This window comes from Cryobacterium sp. Y62 (assembly GCF_002929785.1).
In the GTDB taxonomy this organism is placed as follows: Bacteria; Actinomycetota; Actinomycetes; order Actinomycetales; family Microbacteriaceae; genus Cryobacterium.
In genome coordinates, this window is sequence record NZ_PJJK01000087.1 from 1 (window position 1) to 23,389 (window position 23,389).

Consider the following 23,389-nt stretch of genomic DNA (forward strand, 5'->3'; position numbering starts at 1 on the left):
ACCCACGCCCGAAAATCAGAAAACCCGCCAAACCGAAATCAAGATTCCTTCAAAGGTCGACCGGTGGATTCAGGCTAAGAGAAGGCTCATGCAGACCGTGCGTTCGTCTTACCCGATGGGCCCAGACTGAGGGCACGATTTATCGATCGGGAGGCCTCATGTACGTGCACAGAATTTTCGGACGCCCACTGAAGTGGGTCGTCACCGGTGCAGCTGGAGCCTCTCTGCGCGTGGGCCTCGCCTCGGCGCTGACCGATTCGTGCGCCACTGCCGAGCAGCCGGTTCGACCTATTAGGGTACCGGCCGTGTCGGTGCAGCCGAGGGGAGTATCCACTTCGAGTGCTACGCCTTCAGAGCAAACGCTCTCACTGAATCCTGAGCGTACCATCGACCCCGCGCCCGCCCTCAGCGCGCAGGAACTCGTTCCCGCAGCGGACCCGGTGGTCGTGGACGATCATGGCGGCGGCAGAGGTGGATTGGGCAGCAGCGATAATTCACCGCTCAACATGAGAGCGCTCTCACGAGGCTCTCGCGCCGGTCTTAGCTAAACGCAGTTGAGTGAGGGCGTGGACAAACGCCACGCAATCTATCCGCCGGTTTCGGCGCATACGAAAGGTAACCCCATGTTTCAGATGACGAAGAAGCGCACCATCGCCCTCGCAACCATCGGCCTCGCCGGGTTGATGTCGGTCGGCGTGATCGCGGCCCAGGCGAACACCGACCGGGTCGTCGTGGCTCCCACGAGCACCTCCAGCACCGCGCCAAGTTCGAGCAGCGCCACCGATTCTCCGAAAGCCCCCGACGACAGCGACCTGCGCCTCGGTTCCGGCAACGGCGTGGATGACGTGAACGACGCTCCCGATGACAGCGACGGACGCATCGGTTCCGGCAACGGCACCGATGACGTGGTCGACGATTCCGTCAGTGACGCTCCCGATGACAGCGACGGACGCATCGGTTCCGATGGTACCGACGATGTCGCAGATGCCCCGGATGACAGCGACGGACGCGTCGGGAGCAACTCCGGCCAGGACGACAACAATGCCAGCGACGACAACAGCGGCCACGGCGGCGGCGACTCGGACAGCGACGACTCGGGCCACGGCAGCGATCACGAGTAGTCCACACGCGGCAACTTACGGGCTACCGACTCAAGCGAGTCGGTAGCCCGTTCCGCGTACCGTCTCGATGCGTTTCGCACCGTATTTGCCACGCAGATCGCCCACATATACGTCGACGATGTTCGACCCTGAATTGAAATCGTAGCCCCAGATCCGGCCGCGCAGCTGGTCGGGGTCGTACAGCTGGTCGGAGCCAGCTCCACGCGCTACTGCGTCGGAGCCAGCTCCTCCACCGTAAAGGCGGCCTCGGTCGTGTCCTCGATGTCCTGCAGGCTCACACCAGGGGCGCGCTGCCGCAGCACGAGGCCGGTCGGCGTCACGTCGAAGACGGCCGTGTCGCTGATGATGCGGTCGACGACGCGCACGCCGGTCAGCGGCAGTGTGCACTCGGTGACGATCTTCGGGGTGCCGTCCTTGGCGACGTGCTCGGTGAGCACGACCACGCGCGGGGTGCCGGCCACGAGATCCATCGCGCCGCCCATGCCCTTGACCATCTTGCCGGGGATGGTCCAGTTGGCGAGGTCGCCCTGGCCCGAGACCTGCATGGCACCGAGGATGGCTACCTTCACGTGCCCGCCGCGAATCATGCCGAACGAGGTCGCCGAATCGAAGATCGCCGCCCCCGGCAGCACCGTGACGGTCTGCTTGCCAGCGTTGATGAGGTCGGCGTCTTCCTCACCCTCCCACGGGAACGGCCCCATGCCGAGCAGCCCGTTCTCGCTCTGCAGCGTCACCTGAACTCCCTCGGGCAGGTTGTTGGCCACGAGCGTTGGAATGCCGATGCCGAGGTTCACGTAGTCGCCGTCGCTTAGCTCCTGCGCCGCGATGGCGGCCATTTCATCTCTGGTCCACGCCATGATTCACTCTCCTGCCTGTACACCGGCCAGCATGGGCCGGCTGCGCACGGTGCGCTGTTCGATGTCTTTGACCCGAGCTGAGGCTCGAATTAGGCGCTGCACGTAGACGCCGGGGGTGATCACGTGGTTTGGATCGATGTCGCCGGGCTGCACGATCACCTCGACCTCGGCGATGGTCATAATGCCGGCGGTCGCGATGACCGGGTTGAAGTTGCGCGCGGTAAAGCGGTACTCGAGGTTGCCCAGGGTGTCGGCGCGCCAGGCTTTGACCAGTGCGACGTCGGCGACGATTCCGCGCTCCTGCAGGTAGGTCTCACCATCGAAGTCGGCGAGCGGCTTGCCTTCCGCGATGAGCGTGCCGACGCCGGTCTTGGTATAGAACGCCGGAATGCCAGCGCCGCCGGCCCGCAACCGCTCGGCCAGGGTGCCCTGCGGACTGAACTCCACTTCCAGCACACCCGCGAGAAACTGCTCAGCGAACAACTTATTCTCCCCCACATAGGAGGCGATGACCTTGCGCACCTGTCCGGCCTCCAGCAGCACCCCGAGCCCCTTACCGTCGACACCCATGTTGTTCGATACGACGGTGAGATTTTTCACAGCGGATGCCCGTACCGCGTCAATGAGATCCGCCGGAATGCCGCTGAGGCCGAAGCCGCCTACCGCGAGCACCATCCCGTCGCGCAGAACGTCGTGCAGCGCCTCGCTCGCGCTGGTCTGAACCTTGGACATACGGTCTCCTCATCGAGTTGGTATCACGCCTGCCGCAGCGTCCACTTTGTGGACATCATCCGCTATCGTCATACTATTCAGGCCCGACAAGTCCTGTCAAACTTCGGTTTTTCTTTATTCCATACCATGAACTGACGAATGTAAATCATCCACATTATGGACACAGGAGGCGAAATGATTTCTCAGCCACCCGCATCGGGAGTGCCGACGCGAACCGGCGCGTCACCAGCACCGGCCGGGCAATCAGTCCCAGGCGCCTCGGTTCGCGGCGCCCACCCGGAACACGGCTCACAGCTGCCTCAGAGCGCACGCTCGGTGCCGGGCGCACAGGTCGTCGGACGGATCGCCCTACTGTTGCGCCTGGTCGGGCGCAATCCGGCCGGCACTCCCCTGGCCGAGATCGTGCGCGACTCGGGCCTGACCCGGCCCACGGTACACCGACTGCTCACTTCGCTCGCCGCCGAAGGTCTGCTCGACCACGATGCCGTGAGCCACACCTGGCACTACGGCCCCGAGCTGTTCGTCATGGGCACCGTCGCCACGGCCCGCTACCCGATCGAGGAACTGGCCCGGCCGAGCCTGCAGCGCCTCGCCGAAGAGACCGGGGAGAGCGCGTTCCTCTCCATTCGGCGCGGCGCCGAGACGGTGTGCCTGCTCCGCGAGGAGGGCAGTTTTCCGATCCGTTCCTTCGTGTTGCACGAGGGGGTGCGCTTTCCGTTGGGGGTGGCATCCGCTGGAATGGCGATTCTGGCCTACCTGCCCGAGACCGAAGTGGATGCCCTCCTCGCCGACACAGGATCCGCCGACACCGAGACCCTCGCGGCTCGCTGGGGCGCCCAGCACTCCCCCGCGAGCATCCGCGCCAACCTCGAACGCACCCGCGTGACGGGCTATGCGGTCAACCCAGGACTCATCCTGGAGGGCAGCTGGGGCATGGGTGCCGCGATCTTCGACCGCAGCGGCCGCCCGGGCTGGGCACTCTCGCTCACCGGCATCGAGCCACGATTCAAGCCCGAACGGCAGAAGATCCTCGGCCAGCTGCTACTCGACGAGGCCAGCCGCATCACCCAGACCCTGCAGCGCCCCCCGATCGACTAGCCCCCGGGCGAGACAACGCAATCGGCCCCATGGCCACGCTCCGCCCCACGCGAGACGACACGATCGGCCCCATGAATCCGTCCCAAGGAGTTAAATGCGTCTTCTCACGAAAACGAAGGGGCCGAAGATGACATCACCCGAGCCAGGCGAGGGAAGGCACCCGGGAATAAGGACAGCCCCGACCGAGGCCGGGGCTGTTCTTACAGTATAAGTGGAGCTAAGGAGATTCGAACTCCTGACCTTCTCATTGCGAACGAGACGCGCTACCAACTGCGCCATAGCCCCAAACTGCCTTTGAAGAATATCACGGGCCGGCCGCCATTTTCGCCGCTTCCCGTGCGATCCACCAATTAGACAGCGCGGCGACGACGCAGCACGGCGTCGAGGTCGGTCATGCCCGGGCTTGTTTCGCCGACGATTCCCATCGACGCGAATCGGCTCGGCACCGCAGCCACTGCGGGCCTGGCGATCGGCGTGATGGCCCGGTTTGCTTCCTCGGCGAGCGCGGCGGCGCGGCGCGCGACCTCCGCCTCGGCGGCGGACTTGCGCAACTGATTGGCCGCTTCAACGGATGCCATCGCCGACTGCGCAATGGATCCGCGCGAGAGATGCATCGCTCGCGGCACCGGTTGCGGCGTCCAGGTCGCCGAGGCAATCGGGGTCTCTTCGAGCTGTACGGGCTCAAAGACCTGGCCGACCAGAACGGGCAACACTACCGGGGCATCCACACGCACCACACGCGCCGAGCGGGCGACCGTGGCGAGCCGGCCGAGAATACCGAACGCGGCCACCATGACAACCCCGCCACCGACCAAGGCGGTGAATGAGCCGGTCAGGGCGGGAGCGATCCCCGTCACGACCAGCACGAATCCGGCCAGCAGAACCAGCGACACCAGGCCACGAAAACGGCGCAGCCGCCGAAGCTTAGAAACGGGCGGCTCCAACGCGCGCGGCGCAGCGGCAGCAGCGAGTGCCGCAGCGGCGCGGCGAACGTCCCGGGCAGCATCCGCCACTGCCTGCGCTTCGGCCCGTTCGGTCTGCTCAGCCCGCGCCAGAACGCGTTGCTGCTCGGCCACGGTGCGGGCGGTAGCTTCTAGTCGCACCTGGTGCGGCACCTCGGCGGTTTCGGCTAGAATGCGCAACGTTTGCTGCAGCCGTACGGCGTTTTTTTCGGTCGCCTGGTACTGCTTGCGGCGCGACCAGGTGGGCATCAGGTAGGCAACCCAGAGCACTGCGGCCACCGCCACCATCACCCCGCCACCCAATGCCTCATTACTCATGTTGTCAACGGTAAGAGGCGCAGCCACTAGAGCCGATGATTACCGGTGGCGTGTCACCGAAGTTAATACACTGATTCCGCCCCCGAACGGGGCGAATCGGCGCGAATCGGCGCGATCATCTAACTATGACCCGCACCGGATGCGCGGCCGACTCGAGATCTGCCGCGGTGACCGTGGCGGCATCCGCTGGTACCATCCCGTCGTACCAGCGGCGCAATACGCCCTGGGTGAGTTCCTCGGCGACGAGACCGAAGCAGAAGTGGTCACGCCAGTCACCGTTGATATGGATATAGCGGCGACGCAATCCCTCATAGCGAAAGCCAAGTTTCTCAACGACCCGCAGGCTCGCCTTGTTCTCCGGGCGGATGCAGATCTCCATGCGATGCAGGCCGAGCTGATAGAAGCAGTAGTCCGTCGCGAGGGCCACGGCCATCGGCGTGATCGACTGGCCGGCGAACTTCTCACTCACCCAGTAGCCGATGGTCGCCGACGACAGCGATCCCCAGGTGATCGACGACACGTTCAGCTGACCGGCCAGGTGCCCGTTACTTTCGACGATGAACGGCAGGCCGTTACCCGACCGCGAGTGTGTCAACAGACTCCGAATGCTGGCGCGCGTGTCGAAAGACATCGGCGCGTACGGGTTGGTCGCCTCCCACTTACGCAGCCAGGAACGGTTGGCCAAAAGTTCGCCTTCGAGGGCCCGGGCATCGCGCAATCGGATGGGGCGCAGAGTGACGGCCCCCTCGCGCAGGGTTGGTATAGCGATCGGCACGGTTCGCCTGTCTGTCGTGGGCTGAAAACCCCGGTGGGGCTGGGCTGTATTTTGGACTGGTGCGGCGTTAGTCGAGCGTGGCGACGAATTCGTGCAGCCACGGTTTGAGGTCCGGCCCGAGGTCTTCGCGATCGACGGCAAGCTGCACGATGGCCTTGATATAGTCGAGCCGGTCGCCGGTGTCGTAACGACGCCCCCGAAAGATGAGGCCGTAAACGCCGCCGGTGCTTTCGGGGTTGACAGTCATTTCCTGCAGGGCATCGGTCAGTTGAATTTCGTTGCCCTTGCCCGGCGCGGTGTGCTCGAGAATGTCGAACACCTCTGGGCGCAACACATAGCGGCCAATAATGGCGAGGTTGGACGGAGCATCCTCCTGGCTGGGCTTTTCGACCAGCCCGGTGATGCGCACGACGTCGGGGTCGTCGGTCAACTCGACCGCGGCCGCACCATACAGGTGAATCTGCGACGGGTCAACCTCAAGCAGCGCGACGATGCTGGCGTTGCGCTTGACCTGCTCCTCGAGCATGCGCGTGAGTAGCGGGTCGCGGGCATCGATAATGTCGTCACCAAGCAGCACGGCGAAGGGTTCGTGGCCGACATGCATGCGCGCGCGCAGAACGGCGTGGCCGAGGCCGCGCGGGTCACCCTGACGCACATAGTGGATGTCGGCGAGCTCGTTGGATTCGCGAACCTTGGCGAGCCGGGTCTGGTCGCCCTTACGTTCGAGCATGGCCTCAAGCTCGGTCATGCGGTCGAAGTGGTTCTCCAGCGCGTTCTTGTTGCGCCCGGTGACCATCAGCACGTCGCTGAGCCCGGCCGCAACGGCTTCCTCAACGACATACTGAATGGCCGGCTTGTCGACGACGGGCAGCATCTCCTTCGGCATGGCCTTGGTCGCTGGCAGAAATCGTGTTCCCAGCCCAGCTGCGGGAATGACGGCTTTAGTTATCGGGGTACCCATGGGCACTAGGTTAGTGGCAAGTAGGATGCATCATATGGACTCCGACATTGGTCATCGAAAGCGTGCGCTGAGAGCGGAGCTGCGCGAACGTCGCCAGAACATGACCTCCTCGGAGCGTGAATCGGCTACGGCCGGCTTCACCGAAAACCTGCAGAGTCTCGTGGTCGACCTCTCCGCCCGGTCGATTTCCTGCTACCTATCGGCGCGCAATGAACCCGATACCCGGCCCTTTCTTAACTGGGCGACGGCGGAGGGCATTCGTATTCTGTTTCCCATTTCTCGCGAAGACGGTCTGCTGGACTGGACCGTCGGCGACGGCGAAGAAGAATTCACCGGCATTTCCGGGGTCCCCGAAGCGGTCGGAACCCTACTCGGCCCGATCGCCGTCAACGATGTCGACCTCATCATCGTGCCGGCAGCGGCTATCGACGAGTCGGGCCTGCGCATGGGCTGGGGCCGCGGCTACTTCGACAAGACCCTCGGCTCGATGGAAAAGTGCCCGCCGGTTTACGCCGTCGTCTTCGACAGTGAATACCTCGACGAGGTTCCCCGAGAAGTGCATGACCAACCGGTCAACGGTCTCGTCACACCGACTCGCATCATCGCGTTCTGACCATTTAATACCGCTCGTGAACCCCGTTCTGCGTCTGGCGGGCAGCCAGCGCGCCTAACCTTAGTTCTGGCAGGCATTTGCCTGTCGGAACAACCAGCTGGAGATGCAGTGCCTACCTACTCTTACCGTTGCACCGAGTGCGACACCGCCTTCGATATCCAGCAGGCCTTCACCGACCACTCGCTCACGGTGTGCCCGACCTGCCAGGGCAAACTGCGCAAGGTCTTCTCCTCCATCGGCGTGACCTTCAGCGGCTCCGGTTTCTACAGCAACGACTCCAAAGCGGATGCGAAGCGGTCCAACCCAAATCTCGACCGCAAGCCGGCCGAGAAGCCCGATTCATCGGCGAGCAAGCCGGACTCCTCGGCGACCAAGCCCGCCGAAAAGAAAGCGGACAGCACATCCGCCAAGTCCGCGGCACCTACCTCCGTTCCGACCGCTAAGGCGTCTTAAAGCATGGCGCTGACCAGGACGGTCTCCCAAGTCATTCGATTGGAGCACCCCGTGATCAACGGTTTCAAAGAATTCATCATGCGCGGCAATGTCATCGACCTCGCCGTCGCCGTCGTCATCGGTACGGCGTTCACCGCCCTCGTCACGTCGATCGTCACGAGCATCTTCAACCCGCTCATTGCGTCGATTTTCAAAGCGGACTCGCTTGCTAAAGCGCTCCCATTGACTCTCTCCGGTGGCGACAAAATTCTGTTCGGCGCCGTCATCGGTGCCCTGATCAACTTTCTGCTGATCGCCGCCGTCGTCTATTTTCTGATCGTGCTTCCGCTGAACAAGCTCAAGGAGGCCCAGGACCGTCGTCGCGCCGCCGGTGTGCCATCCGAGGTCGTAGCCGACCCCACGACCGAGCTCGACCTACTCACCGAGATCCGCGACCTGCTGGCCAGGAACGCCGCAGCAACCGCTTCCGACGAGGGCTCCAAACACACCGCCTAAAATACCGTCTGCCCCGTTATCGGGGGAACACCCATTCCCCCCCCTTTTGGGGTAATGTAAGCACGCCCCCGGGCGATTCGCGCGGACTGGCCGCACGGTGAACGAATTACAGGAGCGGTCAGATGAACCAGCTATTCTTGCGCGCGAGCGGATGCGCCGCAGCGCTCGCGCTCATCACTGCCTCCCTCCTTGTGGCTGGCCCGGCCTCGGCCGCGACGACCACCCAGATCATCAGCGGCGTCACGTATACGCTCGACGACGCGGCCAATACCGCCTCGGTCACTGACTACGACCACTCTGCGGCGAGCGTGACCATTGAGTCCAGCGTCGGCTCGTATCCGGTAACGAGCATCGGCGTGGACGCCTTCCGGGTAGCGTACGAAGACACCACGTCCACGAAACTCAGTTCCGTTTCCATCCCTGGTTCTATCCTCGCCATTGAGGACGGTGCATTCCAAAACAATGCTCTGAACCCCATAGCGATCCCTGGATCGGTCATCACCATCGGGGCATTCGCTTTCGCCGACAACGACCTGACCACCCTCGCGCTGCCCGACTCGGTGCTCTCCGTCGGCGCTTTCTCCTTCTTTGCCAACAAACTCACCACACTCGATCTGGGTGAGTCCATCGTCGACATCGGCGGCACGGCCTTCAGCGGTCATCTGCAGGGCAACGGCACCGACAACAATATCGGCTCTGTCGTGATCCCCAACTCCGTCATCACCATTGGCGACGGCGCCTTCCAGCACCTGAACAATCTGACCGAGGTCGTACTCGGCGACTCGGTTGAAACTCTCGGTGAATACGCCTTTGGCTTCTCCTACAATCTTGAATCGATCAGCATCCCCGATTCAGTCACGACCATCGGACCGTATGTATTTGCAGTGAGCGGGCGTCTTTCCGAGTTGGCTTTGGGTAGCGGGGTCAGTACAATCGCCGCAGGCGCGTTCCAGCAGACGGCGCTCACATCGGTGTCCATTCCCAATTCCGTCACCGAAATCGGCGACTTCGCCTTCGCTTATGGGCACTTGACCTCGGTGAGCATCGGCGCGTCAGTTTCCAGCATCGGTAACCAGGCGTTCTCCAACCAATCAGACTTTATGTCCCATGAATTCGTCAACGATCTGACTTCTGTGTCCTTCGCGGGCAATGCCCCCACGGTGTTCACTGCCGGTTCTGAGCAGAACCAAGGCTCGCTCGGCTTCAGTACCGGCCTGACGGTGTCGTATTTCTCGGACCGCACCGGCTTCACCAACCCCTGGCAGGGGTACGCCACGACGCCCGTCGTGCGCGATGTCACAGCGCCAACCATCACGATCGATGGCGGCGCCTTTGTGACCACACTCGATCTGACACCGGCGATCACCGGTACCACCGGCGAAGCCGCCGGCACAACCGTCGCCGTGACTCTCGGTGATCAGACATTGACGACGACAGCGACCGGAACCGGAACCTGGGCAATCTCCCCCACGGTCACCGCGGGCAGCTACACCGTCACAGCATCCGTCACCGATCAGGCCGACAACACCGGAACCGCCACCCAGTCCTTGCGGGTCAACTCTCAGAACCCCGCAGCGTTACCGCCGGCCAGCACCACCGCCGAACTCGAGACCTTCATCGTCGACAATAGCCTCGACAGCGCTGCCACCTCCGCAGCCTTCATCGCCACCGGAGCCACAGTGGGCAACCCGCTCGACTCGCTCGACACCAGCGAACCCTTCTCGGGAAACCTGCCCTGGTCCGATCCCACGGACAGCTTTGTCGATGTCTACGCGTACTCCTCACCGACTTTGCTCGGCACGTTCCCCGTCGTAAATGGCATGGTCATCATCAACAGCGTCAACCTCGCCGCCTTGTCAGCCGGCGCCCACCACCTCGTCTTCATTGGCCAGACTAGCGGCGCCGTCTCGGTACTCAACATCACCGTGCAGCCCGCGGCAACAACGACAACAACCGCTGGTACACAGAGCAAGCTTGCACTCACCGGTGTCAATTCATCCGCACCGATCGGCATGGCACTCGCACTCGTCCTCCTCGGATCCGCGCTCCTGCTCAATCGCCGCCGAACCGCGACGCAGCGCTAGCACCCCGAACGACCCGAATGTCTGAGCTGTGAAGCAGGCGACCTGCCCCCGGGGCGTCGCCACCTGAACAGGGCACCGGCGATGCCGAGGGCGAGCGGAGCAGAGCCAACGAAAGAGCGGCGAAGGCGAACCCCCTACTACCAGTGCGGCGGGCGATCCTGCAGCAACTGTGCCTCGTTCGCGCTGGGTGCGCTTCCGGTGTGCGCGACACCGCCCTCTTCCCGCAACACCGGCGGATGCGGGTTCGGGTCGGTGTCCGGTGCCGGCAGCAGCCGGGCGCGCCGAGCCGTGCCCGCGGCCTTCACGATCGGCTGACGCTCGGTACCTAGGCGCGGCGCATCGTCTCGAGCGGTCATGCGCCCGGCCGCTTCGGCGCGATCGTGGAGGCGTCGCCGGACGCAAAGGGCGGGGCATCCGTTTGAGGAACACCGGCGATGGCGGCGACGCGCGCCGCCACGGCGTCTGGGTTACTAAACAATTCGAAGCTGTGCACGCGCAGGTAATGCCAGCCGAGACGACGCAGCACCTCGGGACGCAACCGCAGGGACTCGCGCAGGCTCGCGCGCCCGACGACGGCATCCGTTTCGACCACGATGGCACGCGTGCCGTAGGAGGCGGCGAGGGCGAGCTTACCGCGGTGCCCGAGGCGTACGCTGAGGCCGAGCTTTTCGAGGCGCCCTCCGAGGTCGACCAGCATGGCCTCGCTCGCGTCTGGAACCTGCACCTCATCGCGGCGGGCCTCGGTCTCACTGAGCACCTGGGACAGCGCGAGGATGCCGTGGCGCTGGCGATCCTCGTCGATGTCGGCAGGACGAAAGCAGGACACGATGTCGAGCGCGCGGCGGGCCCGGGTCATGCCGATCGCGAGCAGGCGTTCGCCGCCGGGTTCGCCGAGCGAACCGAAGTTCGACAGCAGACGCCCGTGCGGGGTGCGGCCGTAGCCGATCGAGAAGATTACCCGGTCCCGGCTCTGCGCCACGGCCTGCTCGAGGGTGAGTACGGTGAACGGTTCGCTGCGATCCTTCAGGATGAAGTCGGACAGGTCGGTGCGCTTCGCGAACGCGGCCAGCACAGCCTGCTGCACGCGAACGGCGTGCCGGGTGCTCGCGGTGATCACCATGAGCGATTCGCGCGGGCGCTTCGATGCGTGGTCGAGCACGAGGTCGACAACCTTCACGACCTCAGCGTCCACGCTCTCGATGGCGCCGCTGTCGGCGTCGGGCATACCACGACCACCGGCCACATAGTTAATGGTCAAGCTGCCGTGGCCGAGAAAGCTTCCAGCCCAGGGCAGCGAGTCGATGCGGCCACCGTAGAAGCGGTGGTTGACCAGTTCGGTGAGGTCTTCGCCGCCGGCCCGGTAGCTGCGGGTGAGGGTCAGGGTCGGCAGCAGTTCGCCGAGGCGGGCCAGCGCGGAGTCGGCGTGCAGGGCATCGACCGAGACATCGGGCGTCGGCGCGGCCTCCCCCGAGGCCGAAATTCCGGTCTCGAACGCTGACGGCGTCTGGGTGACCGGGTCACCGAACGCCACAATCTGGCGTCCGCGGCGAATCGCGCCGACGTTTTCGGCGAGGGTCGTCGCTCCAGCATCGACGAGTAGCACTGTGTCAAAGGTGATCTGGTCGCTGATGTCGGCGATCTCGTACGGCGAGGCGAGCCAGACCGGCGCGAGCACCCGCCCGAGGTGCGGGGCGACCTCGTTGAGCCGGGCTAGCGTGGCCCGGTCGGCGCGCAGCAGGCGGCGCAGCTGATCGGCTTCCTCGGGAAAGTCGACGACGCCGATCTTCCAGGTTTCAGCCAGTAGCCAAGCCAGCAGCTTCCCCGAAGCGGATGCGTGCGCCTCGTCGACGAGTTTGAAATCGGCCTCGAGGCGGTCCAGTACCTGCGTGTTCGCGTTGAGAAGGGCTCGGTCGCTCGCCAGCATAATCTCAAGCACGGACTGCCACCAGGCCAGTTCGAGCTCGGCGGCGACGTTCTCCTCCGACACGTGCCGCTGGGACAGGTCGGTCATCAGCGGGTCGAGGTTGTGCTCGCGCAGCGTTGCGAGCAGCGCGGTGCGCTCGTGCAGGTTGGCGAGTACCTCACTCTCGGCGGCGAGGCCGGAGATCATCGACACCAGTTCACCGAGCTGACGCCCGGCGAGGGTGCGCGGCGTGCCGACGGTGCCGAGGGGAACGTCGAGCAGGCCGAGGTCTTCGGAGACGCGCTGAAAAGCGACGTGCACGTCGTTGATGCCGACGGGCACCTCAGGCGTGACTCCGGCGGCGGCGTAACGTTGCCAGAGCGTGCGCTGGTCTTGGATGCGGCGCAGGCTTTCGTTCATGTCGTTGACCCGCACGCCGGGGCGCTGGTATTCCTCGGCGAGCCTCCGCAGCCTACGACGGCTGGCCGAGCTCATCTCGGAGGATTCGCGGCGCGACGACGTGGCGGCGATCAGCTCGGTGAGCGACCGGTCGAAGACGCCGGGTTGGAATTTGTCGAGGGTTTCTCGAATGTCGAGCAGCAGGCGCAGGTAGATGCCGAGTTCGTTGATCGTCTCGAACGGGCGCAACCGGGTCTGGCCGATCAGGCCGTTGGCCCGTTCGAGCAGCCGCGGCAGTTCGATCTGGTTGATGCGCTTGGCAAGCTGGTGTGAGTTGGAGGCATCCGCTGTAGAGGTGAACGAGGCGCCATACCAGGGTGAGTCGCCGGGGCCGTAACGGAATTCGCCAAGAATGGCGGCCTTGATCAGGGTATTGGCGGCGGCTGATCGGGAGTGAGCGAGCAATTCGAGGGCGTGCCGGTCGAGCCGGGCGGTGGTCGACGGCGGCTGCGGCAGCTGGGCAAGGCGGGCGAGTTCGCCGAGGGCATCGAGTACAGAGACACCGAGGGCTGAGTCGCGGCGGGTGAGCGCCGATCGGTAGTCGAGCAGCACTTTGCGCAGGCGCACCAGGGCGTCATCGACGTCGCCGACCCGCGGCTGGGCGGCTTTCTCATTGCGGGTGATGGACTGGATCAGGTCGCGGCGCAGCGTGCGCGGGGTCACGGCGATGCCGGGCAGGCCCACCTGCACGAGACGACCGGCGATTCCGTCGAGACTGGAGCGGCGTGCGCTGACAACGAGCACACGCTTGTGCTGGGCGACGAGCGAACCGATGGCGTTGACGATGGTCTGGGTACCGCCGGTGCCGGGCAGGGTCTTCACGACGAGGGAGTTGCCGGCCGCGATCTGCGCGACGACGTTCTCCTGCTCGGGGTCGGCGTCACCGAGCAGCGTGTCGGTGGCCGGTGGCCGTGCGTCCTGGCCGATCGGAACCACCGGGTTGTAGGCAGACTCGATGTTGCGCTTGGCGGTCATGTTGCCGGCGACGGCGTCGAGCAGTGGGTGGTCGAGGTTCGAGGCGTCGGCGGCCAGTGCTTGGCCGCAGGAGGCGAAGCTCGAGACGACGAGGCGGGGCACTACGTTGAACCAGGGCAGGTGCGAGGTCAGACCGCGCAGGCGGTCGATGACCGGCTGCGGTTTGAACGCACCGTTCGTGACGGCGAGCGCCACGAAGGCGTCGGCGTCGAGCACGATCTGAAACTGGTCGTGCAGGGCGCGGGCCAGTTCGGGGTTGAGAAAGGGCTCGCCCTTGAGCTTGAGCTCGTAGTCACGGCCGTAGCGGCGGATCGCGAGCGGGCGCAGCAGCACCGGGGCGCTGTACTCGACGTCCTGATAGCGCCATTCGGCGAGGCCGATGGCGAGGTTGACCGACTCGATGCCGCGCATCGAGCGCAGTTCGATGCCCTTCTGGGTGATCTCGTTCGCGGCCAGACGGGCGTTGCGCAGCGCGAGTTCGTCGCGAATGAGGTTGGACAGCAAAGTGGTCTTGCCGATGATGAACTGCGGCAGCCCGCCGGGATGGGTGGCGCTGAGCTCGATGCGGGTGCGGGCTTCGTCGGTGAAGTGCAGCAGCGGGGAGCGTCCGCCGAGCGCGGCGAGTTCGTCGCGCCAGCGCTGCCAGACCGGCTCGGCAATGTTTCCGGCGGTATACGCCGGGTCGCCCAAACTGAGGTTATGGGGACTGGTCACGTTTTGCGGGTCGCCGGGGACGACGTCCAGGTACTTGGAAAGCACGTCGTCGTCGTCTTGTTTTCTATCGAGGTGCCACACAGGGATACCCTAATTGCGAAATCACCGGTTTGCCCTGAGGCGACCGGGGTTTCGCGTGTATTGGCCCCTCATAGCCAGTTTCGACGCTTGAACACGAGATACAGGGTCAACCCCATGCCGAACATCAGAGCGAGCGCCAGCGGGTAGCCAATGACCCAGTGCAGTTCGGGCATATGGTCGAAGTTCATTCCGTAGATGGTCCCAACCAGGGTCGGCGCGAACAGAATGGCAGCCCAGCTGGAGATCTGCTTGACTTCCTCGCTCTGCGCGAGACTGGTCTCCGACAGGTGCCGCATTTCGTCGTTCTGGGCTTGTCCCACCAGGGTGCTGTGCACTGTGAGCGCGTTTTGCAGCAGTTGCCGAAACGCGTCGCCGCGTTCGACGATGCGCAGGGTGTGGTCGAGCACGTCGCGCAGGTGCCGGTGTAGCTCCAGGTCGACGTTGTACTTGTCGAAGCCGCGCTGCATGGCCTCAAACATGCTCACGAGCGGCTGGGTGGCCCGCTGAAATTCGATCACCTCGCGGGACAGGGCGTAGATGCGCCGGCTGACCTCTGGGTCGCCGTCGAAGAGTTGGTCTTCGATCTCATCGATGTCGTTTTCGAGGCCGGCCACGACCGGCCCGTACTCGTCGACGACCTGGTCGAGAATCGCATAGAGCACGGCCTCCGGCCCGAGGGCGAGCAGGTGCGGGGTGCTCTCCATGCGATCGCGCACCTGGGCCAGGTCGGGCGATTCCGCGTGACGGATGGTCACGACGAAGTCGGGCCCGACGAACACGTGCAGCTCACCGAATTCGACGCGTTCTTCGTCGTCTATATAGCGTGCCGGACGCAGCACGACGAACAGGATGTCGCCATAGCGCTCGATCTTCGACCGTTGATGGCCCTTGAAAGCATCCTCAATGGCCAGATGGTGCAGGCTGAACTCGGTGGCGACGGCGCGCACTTCCTGCTCGCTCGGCCGGTACAGTCCGATCCAGGAGAAGCCCTTATGCTCCTTCATAACCTCGAAGGTCTCGTCCAGGCTCGGCGGCGTCGCCACCCGGCGCCCGTCCACGTAGACCGCGTTGTCGACCAGCGCCATGGGTTCTCCTTGCTCGAAGTTCCAGTGTGCCACTCGGGTACGGTTGCACTGTGACGCAAACGGATGTCTCCCTCCTCCTGGCTCCGCGGGCGCCGCTCCCCGCGCCCGACCGTCAGCACCTGGCCGAGGCCGTCGCGCGGGTCTTGCGGATCGAGCTTGCCGAGGTCACAATCGAGCAGCGCTGCGAGCGCTGCGGCGGTACGCATGGGAAACCCCGTGTGCTGCGGCCGCCGGGTGCCTTCGTGAGCCTGAGCCGCGCCGCCTCGACCGTCGCCGTCGCCGTCTCGTTGGTCGGGCCACTCGGTGTCGACATTGAGAGCGTCGGCGCTGTCAGCCGGGCCGGGTTCGACGACGTCGCATTCAACGGGGGCGAGCGCGAAGTCCTGCAGGCGGTGCCGGTGGGTGAGCGTGACCGGGTGCGCGCAGGGCTCTGGACGGCGAAGGAAGCGGTGCTTAAGCTGTCCGGCTCGGGGCTGACTGTGGACCCACGGGAGCTGAGCGTGGCGGGGCGGGGCGGGGCGGCATCCGCTTTGCTGAGCTGGCCGGGCAGCAGCCTCGATCTGAGCCAGGTACACCTCACGAGCTTTGACGCTGGGCCAGGTCTGGTCGGAACGGTGGCCACTCTCGGTCCGAAAGCACGCCAGATCGTGCTGCTCTAGAGGCTCGGCAGGGGTCGCTCCTGCACCCAGCGAGCGACGAACCCGCCGATCGCCCGACTGCCGGTGTGCTCGGCGAAGAACTCGATGAAGTCGTCGGTGGAGACGTACCCGTGCCGCCGGGCCGACGTGTAGGCGCGCAGGGCTGAGAAGAAGGCCTCGTCACCGAGCGACTTGCGAATGGCGTGCAGAGCGAGCGCTCCGCGCTTGTAGACGCGGTCGTCGAACATGGCGTGCGGGCCCGGGTCTCCGACGACGATGTCGCGGGGCAGCGCAGCGACCTTGCCGCGGTGCAGGGCGGCCAGAACGTCGGCGGTGCGACCGCCGCGCTGCTCCTCCCAGAGCCATTCGGCGTAGCAGGCGAAGCCCTCCTGCAGCCAGATGTCCTGCCAGCGGGCCACTGTGAGGCTGTTGCCGTACCACTGGTGCGCCAGTTCGTGGGCGATCAGCCGGTCGCTGCCGTGGTTGCCATCGACGTGGTTGCTGCCAAACACGGCTAGGCCGTGCGCCTCGAGCGGAATCTCCAGCTCGTCCTCGGTGACCACGACGGAGTACGACGCGAACGGATACGGGCCGAATCGGTCGGCGAAAAATGCAATCATCTCGGTGAGGCGGGCGAAGTCGGTGCTGACCCGGGTCGTCAGTTCAGCCGGAAAGTACAGGCTGTGGGCGACCGGCCGGGCAGCGAGGTCACTGCGGCGATAGCGCCCGATCAGCACGGTCGCGAGGTAGGTGGCCATCGGCTCCCGCACATCGAAGGTCCAGCTGGTGCGCCCGGAGCGGCTCGACTGCGCCGACAACACCCCGTTGGACACCACGGTGTACCCCGATTCACAGCCGACGGTGATGCGAAACGTGGCTTTGTTGCTCGGATGGTCATTGCACGGAAACCAAGAGGGGGCCCCGCAGGGCTGCCCGGAGACGAGTACGCCGTCGTCGAGTTCTTCCCAGCCGACATCACCCCAATTGCTGCGCACCGGATGCGGCGCCCCGCGATAGCGCACCACGACCTCAAACAGGGCCCCGGCTTCCACCGGTGTGGCGAGCGTGATCACGAGTTTGCGGGCCGTGTGCGTCACCTTCGCCGGCCGCGCACGGTTCACTGTGACTTTTTCCATACTGAGGCCGGCGAAATCGAGACTGAATCGGTCCAGCCGCATCAGCGCCCGCGCGGTGATGATCGCGGTGGCGTTCAGCCGGTTGGTGGCCACTCGGTAGTCGAGGCTCAGCTCATAGTGCTCGGCGCTGTAGCCGCCGTTGCCGGAGGTGGGAATATAGGGGTCGCCGGCGCTGGCGGCACCGTAAGTGGTCTGCAGAGTCTGGCCCATCAGTCAACTATTCCACGCTCGACCACGGCGGCTGGTGCCACGGCGTGATCGGGTTGCCGGACCAGAGCGACCCGGTCGGCACGCGTTCGCCGCGCATCACGAGCGAGCCGGGGCCGACGGTCGCTCCGGCATCGATTGACGCCGCTGGCAGAATGACACCGTTCGGGCCCAGGGTGGCACCCTCCGCGAGTTCGACCGCGTCGAGCTGCATGATCCGGTCGTGAAACAGGTGGGTTTGCACGACGCAGCCGCGGTTGACGGTGCTGCCGGCGCCGAGTCGTACGAGGTCGGCTTCGGGCAGCCAGTAGGTTTCGCACCAGACGCCGCGTCCCACCGTGGCGCCGAGGGTGCGCAGCCAGACGGCGAGCGCCGGCGTGCCCGATGCTTTCTCGGCGAACCACGGGCGGGCCACCATCTCCACGAAACTGTCCGACACCTCGTTGCGCCAGATGAACGATGACCAGAGCGGATGCTCCGACGCGTCGATCCGCCCGACCAGCGTCCACTTGACCACCGTCGTGACCGCGGCGGCGACCGCGCCGGCCACGAGCATGACCACGCCGGACAGGGCGATGGCCGCGCCAAGTCCCAGCCATAGCCAGACCAGGTCGAGCAGGGCAAGCACGAGCAGCGCGATCCACGCTGTGGTGAACCCGGCCACGATGCGCAGCAGTTCCCAGAGTGACCGGGCAACTTTCAGGCGAACGGGAGGATGGAACGTTCGCGAGTCGTCGGCATCCGTTTGCCTGCGCCGCAGGCGGGCCGGCGGGTTGCCGAGCCAGCTGGAGCCGCGCTTAGCCTTGCGCGGCGTCGAGGAGAGCACCGCGACGAGCCCGTTGCGCGGCACGGTACGACCGGGGCCTGCCATGCCGCTGTTGCCGAGAAAAGCCTTGCGACCGATCTTGGCCGGGCCGATGTGCATCCAGCCGCCGCCGAGTTCGTAGCAGGCGACCATGGTGTCGTCGGCGAGAAAGGCGGCCGGGGCGATGGTTGTCAGCGAGGGCAGCAGCAGCACGGTCGATGCCTCGACGTCGGCGCCCACCTTGGCGCCGAGCAGGCGCAGCCAGGTCGGGGTGAGCAGGCTTGCGTAGACCGGAAACAACACGTTGCGGGCACCGTCCAGGATGCGTTCGGTCATCCAGACCTGCCAACCGATGCGGCTGCGCACCGGATAGTAGCCTTCCCGCAGCCCAACACCGAGTGCTCTCACGAAGGCGATCACGAGCAGCGCGTAAGCGAGCCCGCCGGCCAGAACGGCGACCGGCATGATCAGGGCGGCCCGCAGCACGGCGACACCGAGATTGCCGGTGTCGCCGACGGCGCCGCCGACGATGAGCGCGCCGAGCGCGAGGGCAAGTGTGGGAACCGCAGTCATCGCAACGGAGCCGGTGGCGAACGCGCCGAGCCAGCGGCTGGCTCGTGCCGGTCGTTCGGCCGGCCAGGGACGTCGGGCCGATCCGACCCGGCGGGCCGGGGACCCGGCCCAGCGCTCTCCAGCCGGGACCCGCGAGGAGACGGCGGCGCCGGACTCGATCTCCGCGCCGTTACCCACATGGGCGCCACCGAGCAGGGTACTGCGCGAGCCGATCCGGGCGTCGGCGCCGACGTGCAGGTGCCCGATCCGCAGCACGTCGCCATCGATCCAATGACCGGCCAGGTCGACCTCGGGTTCGATCGAGGCCTGGGCGCCGATGCTGAGTAGGCCGGTGACCGGCGGCAGCGAGTGCAGGTCGACGTCGCGGCCAATCTCGGCACCCAGCGCCCGGGCGTAGTAGCTGATCCAGGGCGCACCGGCCAGGCTCGCAGCGTCAACGAGCAGGGCTACCTGCTCGGCGAGCCACAGTCGCAGGTGCATGGAGCCGCCGCGCGGGTAGTTGCCCGGCGTCAGGTTGCGCAATAGCAGCCGTGCGGCGACGACCGCGATTAGCATCTTGCCGGGCGGCGTCACGAACAGCGCAAAGCCCAGGGCCACCCACCACCAGGACAGCGTCGGCGCAACGGGAGCCCCGGCCAGGCTCAGCAGGTTATTGATGATGGCGAGGTAGACCAGCCAGCGGGCGCCGCCCAGCACGTGCAGCGGAATGCCGAGCAGCGTCTGCGCGAGCTGGCTTGAGGCTGGCGTCGGCAGTACGCTGCGCAGCGAAGGGGCCTCGACGGGAGTGCGCGCGTCGAGTTCCTCGGCGAGCGAGCCGATGCGCGGGTGGTCGTAGAGGTCGGCGACGGTGGTTTCGGGGTGCCGGGTGCGCACGGCCGACACGAATTGCGCGGCCGAGAGCGAGCCGCCGCCCTGAGCGAAAAAATCATCGTCGGGTCCAGTCACCGGCACGCCCAAAATGGATGCCCACGCCTCTGCCAGCCACGCAGCCGTCGGCGACAGCGCCGCGGCCTCGTCGGCCGAGGCCGGCAACGGCCAGGGCAGTGCTGCCCGGTCGACCTTGCCCGAGGTGCGTGTGGGCAGCGCGTCGACGATGGCGAGCAGTGGCACGAGCGCGGCGGGGAGTTCCTCGCGCAGCCGGCCGATCGCGGCCGACCGGTCGAACGGTGCGCGCGCGTTGGCGAGGGCGATATAGCCGACCAGAACGTGGTTTCCGGCCGGGGTAGTCTGCACCACGGCGGCGCCGCTGGCGACTCCGGGAAGAGCGCCCAGGGCCGCATCCACTTCACCGAGCTCGATGCGGCGGCCGCCGAGTTTCACCTGATCGTCGGCACGGCCGGCAAAGACGAGGCCGGCCGTTTCGAAGCGCACCAGGTCACCGCTGCGGTAGGCGCGATCCCAGCCGAGCTGCGGGTGCGGGGCAAATTTCTCGGCGTCCTTCTCGGCGTCGAGGTAACGGGCCAGGCCGACGCCGCCGATGATGAGCTCGCCGGTCTCCCCCTGGGCGACCCGGTGTCCGGCCGCGTCGACGACGGCGAGATCCCAGCCGTCGAGCGGCAGGCCGATGCGCATCTCACCGACACCGTCCACGAGGGCGCCGCAGGCGACGACGGTCGCCTCGGTCGGCCCATAGGTGTTCCAGACTTCGCGGCCGCGAGTGGCGATGCGGGCGACAAGTTCGGGCGGGCAAGCCTCGCCGCCGAAGATGAGCAGGCGCACGGCCTCGAGCGACTCTTCCGGCCAGAGCGCGGCCAGGGTCGGCACGGTCGAGACCACGGTGATGCCGTGGGTGATCAGCCACGGGCCGAGGTCAGCGCCGCTGCGCACGAGCGAACGCGGCGCCGGCACCAGGCAGGCTCCGTTGCGCCAGGCCAGCCACATTTCCTCGCAGCTCGCATCGAAGGCCACCGAGAGGCCGGCCAGCACGCGGTCGCCGGTTCCGATCGGTTCGCCCTGCAGAAAGAGCCCGGCTTCAGCGTCGACGAAAGCTGCGGCCGAGCGGTGGGTGACGGCGACGCCCTTGGGCACGCCGGTCGAGCCGGAGGTGAAGATGACCCAGGCGTCGTCGCCGGGCGTCGGAATGTTGCCGGTCGGAAAGACCAGCGCGGGGTCCTCCTGCGGTTCGACGCGACGAGCGCGCAGTGCCTGCACGTCGAGGCCGTCGCGAGGCGCAAACACGCCGCCGCCTCCGATGATGCCGACCACGTGGGCTTCGGCGAAGACCAGCCGGGCTCGTTCCTCCGGGTCGTCCGCGTCGACCGGCACGTAGGCGGCGCCCACCAGTAGCGTGGCCAGAATCGACACGTACAGGTCGCGGGTGCCGGACGGAATGCGAATTCCCACGTTGTCGCCACGCCGTACCCCGGCCAGACTCAGCGCATTCGCCTGTGCCTGCACGCGTAGCAGCAGGCCGCGGTAGCTGATCGTTCCGGCCGCGTCTTCCAGGGCTAAAGCATCCGGATGCTGCGCCGCGGTTTCCGCAATAATGTCGGCGAGGGTGCGAGCCGGCTTGGCCCGGTGGGCCGCCGCCAGCGCCTCTTGACCGTGCGTGCCCCGATCCGACGTGTTCTGATGACTTTGGCTCTGGTGCTCGCTCACACTGCTCCTTGATCTGGTCGTGGCAGTGGTGCACGGCGCGAAAACACCAGTCTAGAACTCACCGGTAACGCGCAGGTGAACAACCCCGCCGCCGAGCGTCGTCCGGCCTGGCAGTGGCGTGCGGAGTCTCGACGAAACGCGCTCGCGCATCCGCTTCCTTTCGGCCGCACCTCGGGGGTGTCGTCGCAGCACTTCCCGTTTCGCAGCCGAAAATAATGGGTAATGTCTCCCCTTCGGGGGGCGAATGGAGCATTTGCCCGTGAAGTACGTATCGAACTCCACCTGGGCGCGTCTGAAGGAAGAGGCGGCCGTTCACTTCTACGACGAACTACATCCTGACGCGCGCGGCATAAGCGCGGCGGCCCTCGACACGGAGACCTCGCCGATCGAGTGCAACGCCCCGTGGATTCCTAACCACTGCCCGGCGCTCCTCGAGGGACGCGAACTCCAATAATTGACCGGTCAGCGTCGTTGGCGGGGTCAAGAACCGCGTGAATTCCACGTTTTGGGTCACAATGAGGTATCCAGATTCACCCAAAGTTTTTTCAAGTGTGGGCAAAATGTGGGCACGCTTGCGAGGATCACGCGTTACCTTGCCAGCGTCGCAGCCCCCAGCCGAAACACCCTGCCGGCCACCAAGACCTTCAGCGCTGCTATGGCCGCCGCAGCAGGCGTTGCCTGCGTGGTGCACCACCTCAAATCCTTCATCCTGCTGTTCTGCCACGGCTACGCCCGTATGGTGAATTGAGACAGACGTTAGGAGAATCTGTTTCATGACTAATCGTCGTAAGTTCAGCGCCAAGTTCCGGGTCGAGGCCGTCGAGCTGGTGATTTCATCGGGCCGGCCGATCGCTCAAGTGGCGCCCGAGATCGGGGTCGACGAGGGAACGCTGGGCAACTGGGTTCGCGTCTGGAAAGAGGGGATCGAAGAAGAGCGCGGCACTATGCGTGGATCAGGGGTTGTGACGGTGGAGAAGACCCTCGCGATCCTTGAGATTGTTGCGGAGCGCGGAGGTGCTTCTGCCAAAGATGTCTCTCAGGCTCTGGGGTATCCCCTTCCCACCGTTTATCGTCTTCTACAGGCCTTGGTTCAGGGTGATTATCTCGTTCATCTGAAAGGTGAACGTCGATTTGAGCTCGGCTATAAGCTCGATCGACTCGGAGTCTCTTTGCATCGGCAAATTGGCGTCCCGGCCCCTGTTCGGGCGGAGATTGTCCGTCTGCACGAGGCGGCGCAGACGGCTGGTTACTTCGCGGTGTATCGCGGTGCGGATGTCGTCGTCGCGTATGTGGTCGACTCTCCCGCGCATCCGCGTCTCGTGCCCTTGAACTTTGGTTTTCATGAAGCAGCGCACGCGACGGCGTTTGGGAAGATTCTGTTGGCTGGAATGAGTACTGAGCAGGTGGGGCAGTATCTGGAGGTGCACGGGACGCCGCGATTGACCAGTACCACGATCACGTCAAGAGACGAGCTGGACGCAGAACTTTCCGCCGTCGTCAACCGTGGAATCGCGTGGGAACGCGAAGAGTTCGTTCCAGGTATGACCTGCGCTGCGATTGGTGTGCGCAACAGTGCAGGGATGATCGTTGGCTCTGTTGCTATTAGCGCACCGACTGGCCAGATTTCCGGAACTCGCGAACGAGAACTTGAGCGTGTGCTGCGTGATGCATCGAATCAGGTGAGCAAGTATTACCGTTCGGGACAGGTGCGTCGACCGTCGGCTGGTACGGGCGGTGTCAGGTGAA

Annotated in this window: 21 protein-coding genes and 1 tRNA gene; 10 read left to right on the top strand and 12 right to left on the bottom strand. The window is 65.4% G+C overall.

Going from position 1 to position 23,389, the window contains the following annotated elements; all coding sequences use genetic code 11:
* The first annotated feature begins 623 nt into the window (after positions 1–623).
* A complete protein-coding gene (locus CXY71_RS20945) occupies positions 624–1,121 on the top strand; it encodes a hypothetical protein (protein ID WP_158252973.1) in 498 nt (165 codons plus the stop codon).
* Positions 1,122–1,151: 30 nt separating this feature from the next.
* Here CXY71_RS20945 and CXY71_RS04450 read toward each other — a convergent pair whose 3' ends face one another.
* The 3 genes from CXY71_RS04450 to CXY71_RS04460 are packed head-to-tail and all read right to left on the bottom strand — an operon-like array spanning position 1,152 to position 2,710.
* Positions 1,152–1,304 carry a helix-turn-helix domain-containing protein gene (locus tag CXY71_RS04450; protein WP_104134511.1) on the bottom strand — a complete coding sequence of 51 codons (153 nt, stop codon included), beginning with the start codon at positions 1,302–1,304 and terminating at the stop codon, positions 1,152–1,154.
* A 23-nt stretch (positions 1,305–1,327) separates the two neighbouring features.
* Positions 1,328–1,978: a CoA transferase subunit B gene (locus CXY71_RS04455; RefSeq protein ID WP_104134481.1), complete on the bottom strand. Its 651-nt coding sequence runs from the start codon at positions 1,976–1,978 to the stop codon at positions 1,328–1,330.
* A gap of 3 nt (positions 1,979–1,981) precedes the next feature.
* A complete protein-coding gene (locus tag CXY71_RS04460; RefSeq protein ID WP_104134482.1) occupies positions 1,982–2,710 on the bottom strand; it encodes a CoA transferase subunit A in 729 nt (242 codons plus the stop codon).
* A gap of 174 nt (positions 2,711–2,884) precedes the next feature.
* On the opposite strand from CXY71_RS04460, the gene CXY71_RS04465 reads away from it, so the two are divergent.
* Positions 2,885–3,808, top strand: coding sequence for an IclR family transcriptional regulator (locus CXY71_RS04465; RefSeq protein WP_104134483.1), 924 nt, complete (start codon positions 2,885–2,887; stop codon positions 3,806–3,808).
* 212 nt (positions 3,809–4,020) lie between these two features.
* Here the strand turns inward: CXY71_RS04465 and CXY71_RS04470 are convergent.
* The 4 genes from CXY71_RS04470 to galU form a co-directional block, all read right to left on the bottom strand.
* Positions 4,021–4,093, bottom strand: a tRNA-Ala gene (locus CXY71_RS04470).
* 65 nt (positions 4,094–4,158) lie between these two features.
* Positions 4,159–5,088, bottom strand: a complete 930-nt coding sequence (locus CXY71_RS21790) for a hypothetical protein (protein WP_104134484.1) — start codon at positions 5,086–5,088, stop codon at positions 4,159–4,161.
* A gap of 115 nt (positions 5,089–5,203) precedes the next feature.
* Positions 5,204–5,863 carry a GNAT family N-acetyltransferase gene (locus CXY71_RS04480; RefSeq protein WP_104134485.1) on the bottom strand — a complete coding sequence of 220 codons (660 nt, stop codon included), beginning with the start codon at positions 5,861–5,863 and terminating at the stop codon, positions 5,204–5,206.
* A gap of 67 nt (positions 5,864–5,930) precedes the next feature.
* A complete protein-coding gene (gene galU / locus CXY71_RS04485) occupies positions 5,931–6,824 on the bottom strand; it encodes a UTP--glucose-1-phosphate uridylyltransferase GalU (RefSeq protein WP_104134486.1) in 894 nt (297 codons plus the stop codon).
* Between the two features lie 34 nt (positions 6,825–6,858).
* On the opposite strand from galU, the gene CXY71_RS04490 reads away from it, so the two are divergent.
* From CXY71_RS04490 to CXY71_RS04505, 4 genes are all read left to right on the top strand, one after another.
* Positions 6,859–7,437: a 5-formyltetrahydrofolate cyclo-ligase gene (locus CXY71_RS04490; protein WP_104134487.1), complete on the top strand. Its 579-nt coding sequence runs from the start codon at positions 6,859–6,861 to the stop codon at positions 7,435–7,437.
* Positions 7,438–7,545: 108 nt separating this feature from the next.
* The gene (locus CXY71_RS04495; protein WP_104134488.1) at positions 7,546–7,890 is read left to right on the top strand and encodes an FmdB family zinc ribbon protein; all 345 of its coding nucleotides are present in this window, start codon (positions 7,546–7,548) and stop codon (positions 7,888–7,890) included.
* Between the two features lie 3 nt (positions 7,891–7,893).
* Positions 7,894–8,385 carry a large conductance mechanosensitive channel protein MscL gene (mscL, locus tag CXY71_RS04500; RefSeq protein WP_233204396.1) on the top strand — a complete coding sequence of 164 codons (492 nt, stop codon included), beginning with the start codon at positions 7,894–7,896 and terminating at the stop codon, positions 8,383–8,385.
* Between the two features lie 122 nt (positions 8,386–8,507).
* A complete protein-coding gene (locus CXY71_RS04505; RefSeq protein ID WP_104134490.1) occupies positions 8,508–10,469 on the top strand; it encodes a leucine-rich repeat domain-containing protein in 1,962 nt (653 codons plus the stop codon).
* Positions 10,470–10,606: 137 nt separating this feature from the next.
* Here CXY71_RS04505 and CXY71_RS04510 read toward each other — a convergent pair whose 3' ends face one another.
* The 3 genes from CXY71_RS04510 to CXY71_RS04520 all read right to left on the bottom strand — a co-directional run bounded on the left by CXY71_RS04510 (position 10,607) and on the right by CXY71_RS04520 (position 15,686).
* Positions 10,607–10,825 (bottom strand): hypothetical protein, encoded by a 219-nt coding sequence (locus CXY71_RS04510; protein ID WP_104134491.1) that lies wholly within the window; start codon positions 10,823–10,825, stop codon positions 10,607–10,609.
* Positions 10,822–14,601, bottom strand: coding sequence for an ATP-binding protein (locus CXY71_RS04515; protein WP_104134492.1), 3,780 nt, complete (start codon positions 14,599–14,601; stop codon positions 10,822–10,824). The genes CXY71_RS04510 and CXY71_RS04515 overlap by 4 nt, the downstream gene beginning before the upstream one ends.
* 68 nt (positions 14,602–14,669) lie before the next feature.
* The gene (locus CXY71_RS04520) at positions 14,670–15,686 is read right to left on the bottom strand and encodes a magnesium and cobalt transport protein CorA (protein ID WP_104134493.1); all 1,017 of its coding nucleotides are present in this window, start codon (positions 15,684–15,686) and stop codon (positions 14,670–14,672) included.
* Positions 15,687–15,736: 50 nt separating this feature from the next.
* On the opposite strand from CXY71_RS04520, the gene CXY71_RS04525 reads away from it, so the two are divergent.
* Positions 15,737–16,345 carry a 4'-phosphopantetheinyl transferase superfamily protein gene (locus CXY71_RS04525; protein WP_158252976.1) on the top strand — a complete coding sequence of 203 codons (609 nt, stop codon included), beginning with the start codon at positions 15,737–15,739 and terminating at the stop codon, positions 16,343–16,345.
* Here the strand turns inward: CXY71_RS04525 and CXY71_RS04530 are convergent.
* Both CXY71_RS04530 and CXY71_RS04535 read right to left on the bottom strand, forming a co-directional pair.
* On the bottom strand, positions 16,342–17,670 hold the full coding sequence (locus tag CXY71_RS04530; protein WP_104134495.1) for a M1 family metallopeptidase: 1,329 nt from the start codon (positions 17,668–17,670) through the stop codon (positions 16,342–16,344). The genes CXY71_RS04525 and CXY71_RS04530 overlap by 4 nt on opposite strands.
* 7 nt (positions 17,671–17,677) lie before the next feature.
* On the bottom strand, positions 17,678–21,577 hold the full coding sequence (locus CXY71_RS04535; RefSeq protein ID WP_199184210.1) for a Pls/PosA family non-ribosomal peptide synthetase: 3,900 nt from the start codon (positions 21,575–21,577) through the stop codon (positions 17,678–17,680).
* Between the two features lie 325 nt (positions 21,578–21,902).
* Between CXY71_RS04535 and CXY71_RS04540 the strand changes: the two genes are divergently transcribed.
* From CXY71_RS04540 to CXY71_RS04550, 3 genes are all read left to right on the top strand, one after another.
* Complete coding sequence (locus tag CXY71_RS04540) at positions 21,903–22,097, top strand: hypothetical protein (protein WP_146071592.1); 195 nt, start codon at positions 21,903–21,905, stop codon at positions 22,095–22,097.
* 108 nt (positions 22,098–22,205) lie between these two features.
* A complete protein-coding gene (locus CXY71_RS04545) occupies positions 22,206–22,391 on the top strand; it encodes a hypothetical protein (protein ID WP_104134498.1) in 186 nt (61 codons plus the stop codon).
* Between the two features lie 25 nt (positions 22,392–22,416).
* Positions 22,417–23,388: an IclR family transcriptional regulator C-terminal domain-containing protein gene (locus CXY71_RS04550; RefSeq protein ID WP_104134499.1), complete on the top strand. Its 972-nt coding sequence runs from the start codon at positions 22,417–22,419 to the stop codon at positions 23,386–23,388.
* Position 23,389 lies beyond the last annotated feature (1 nt).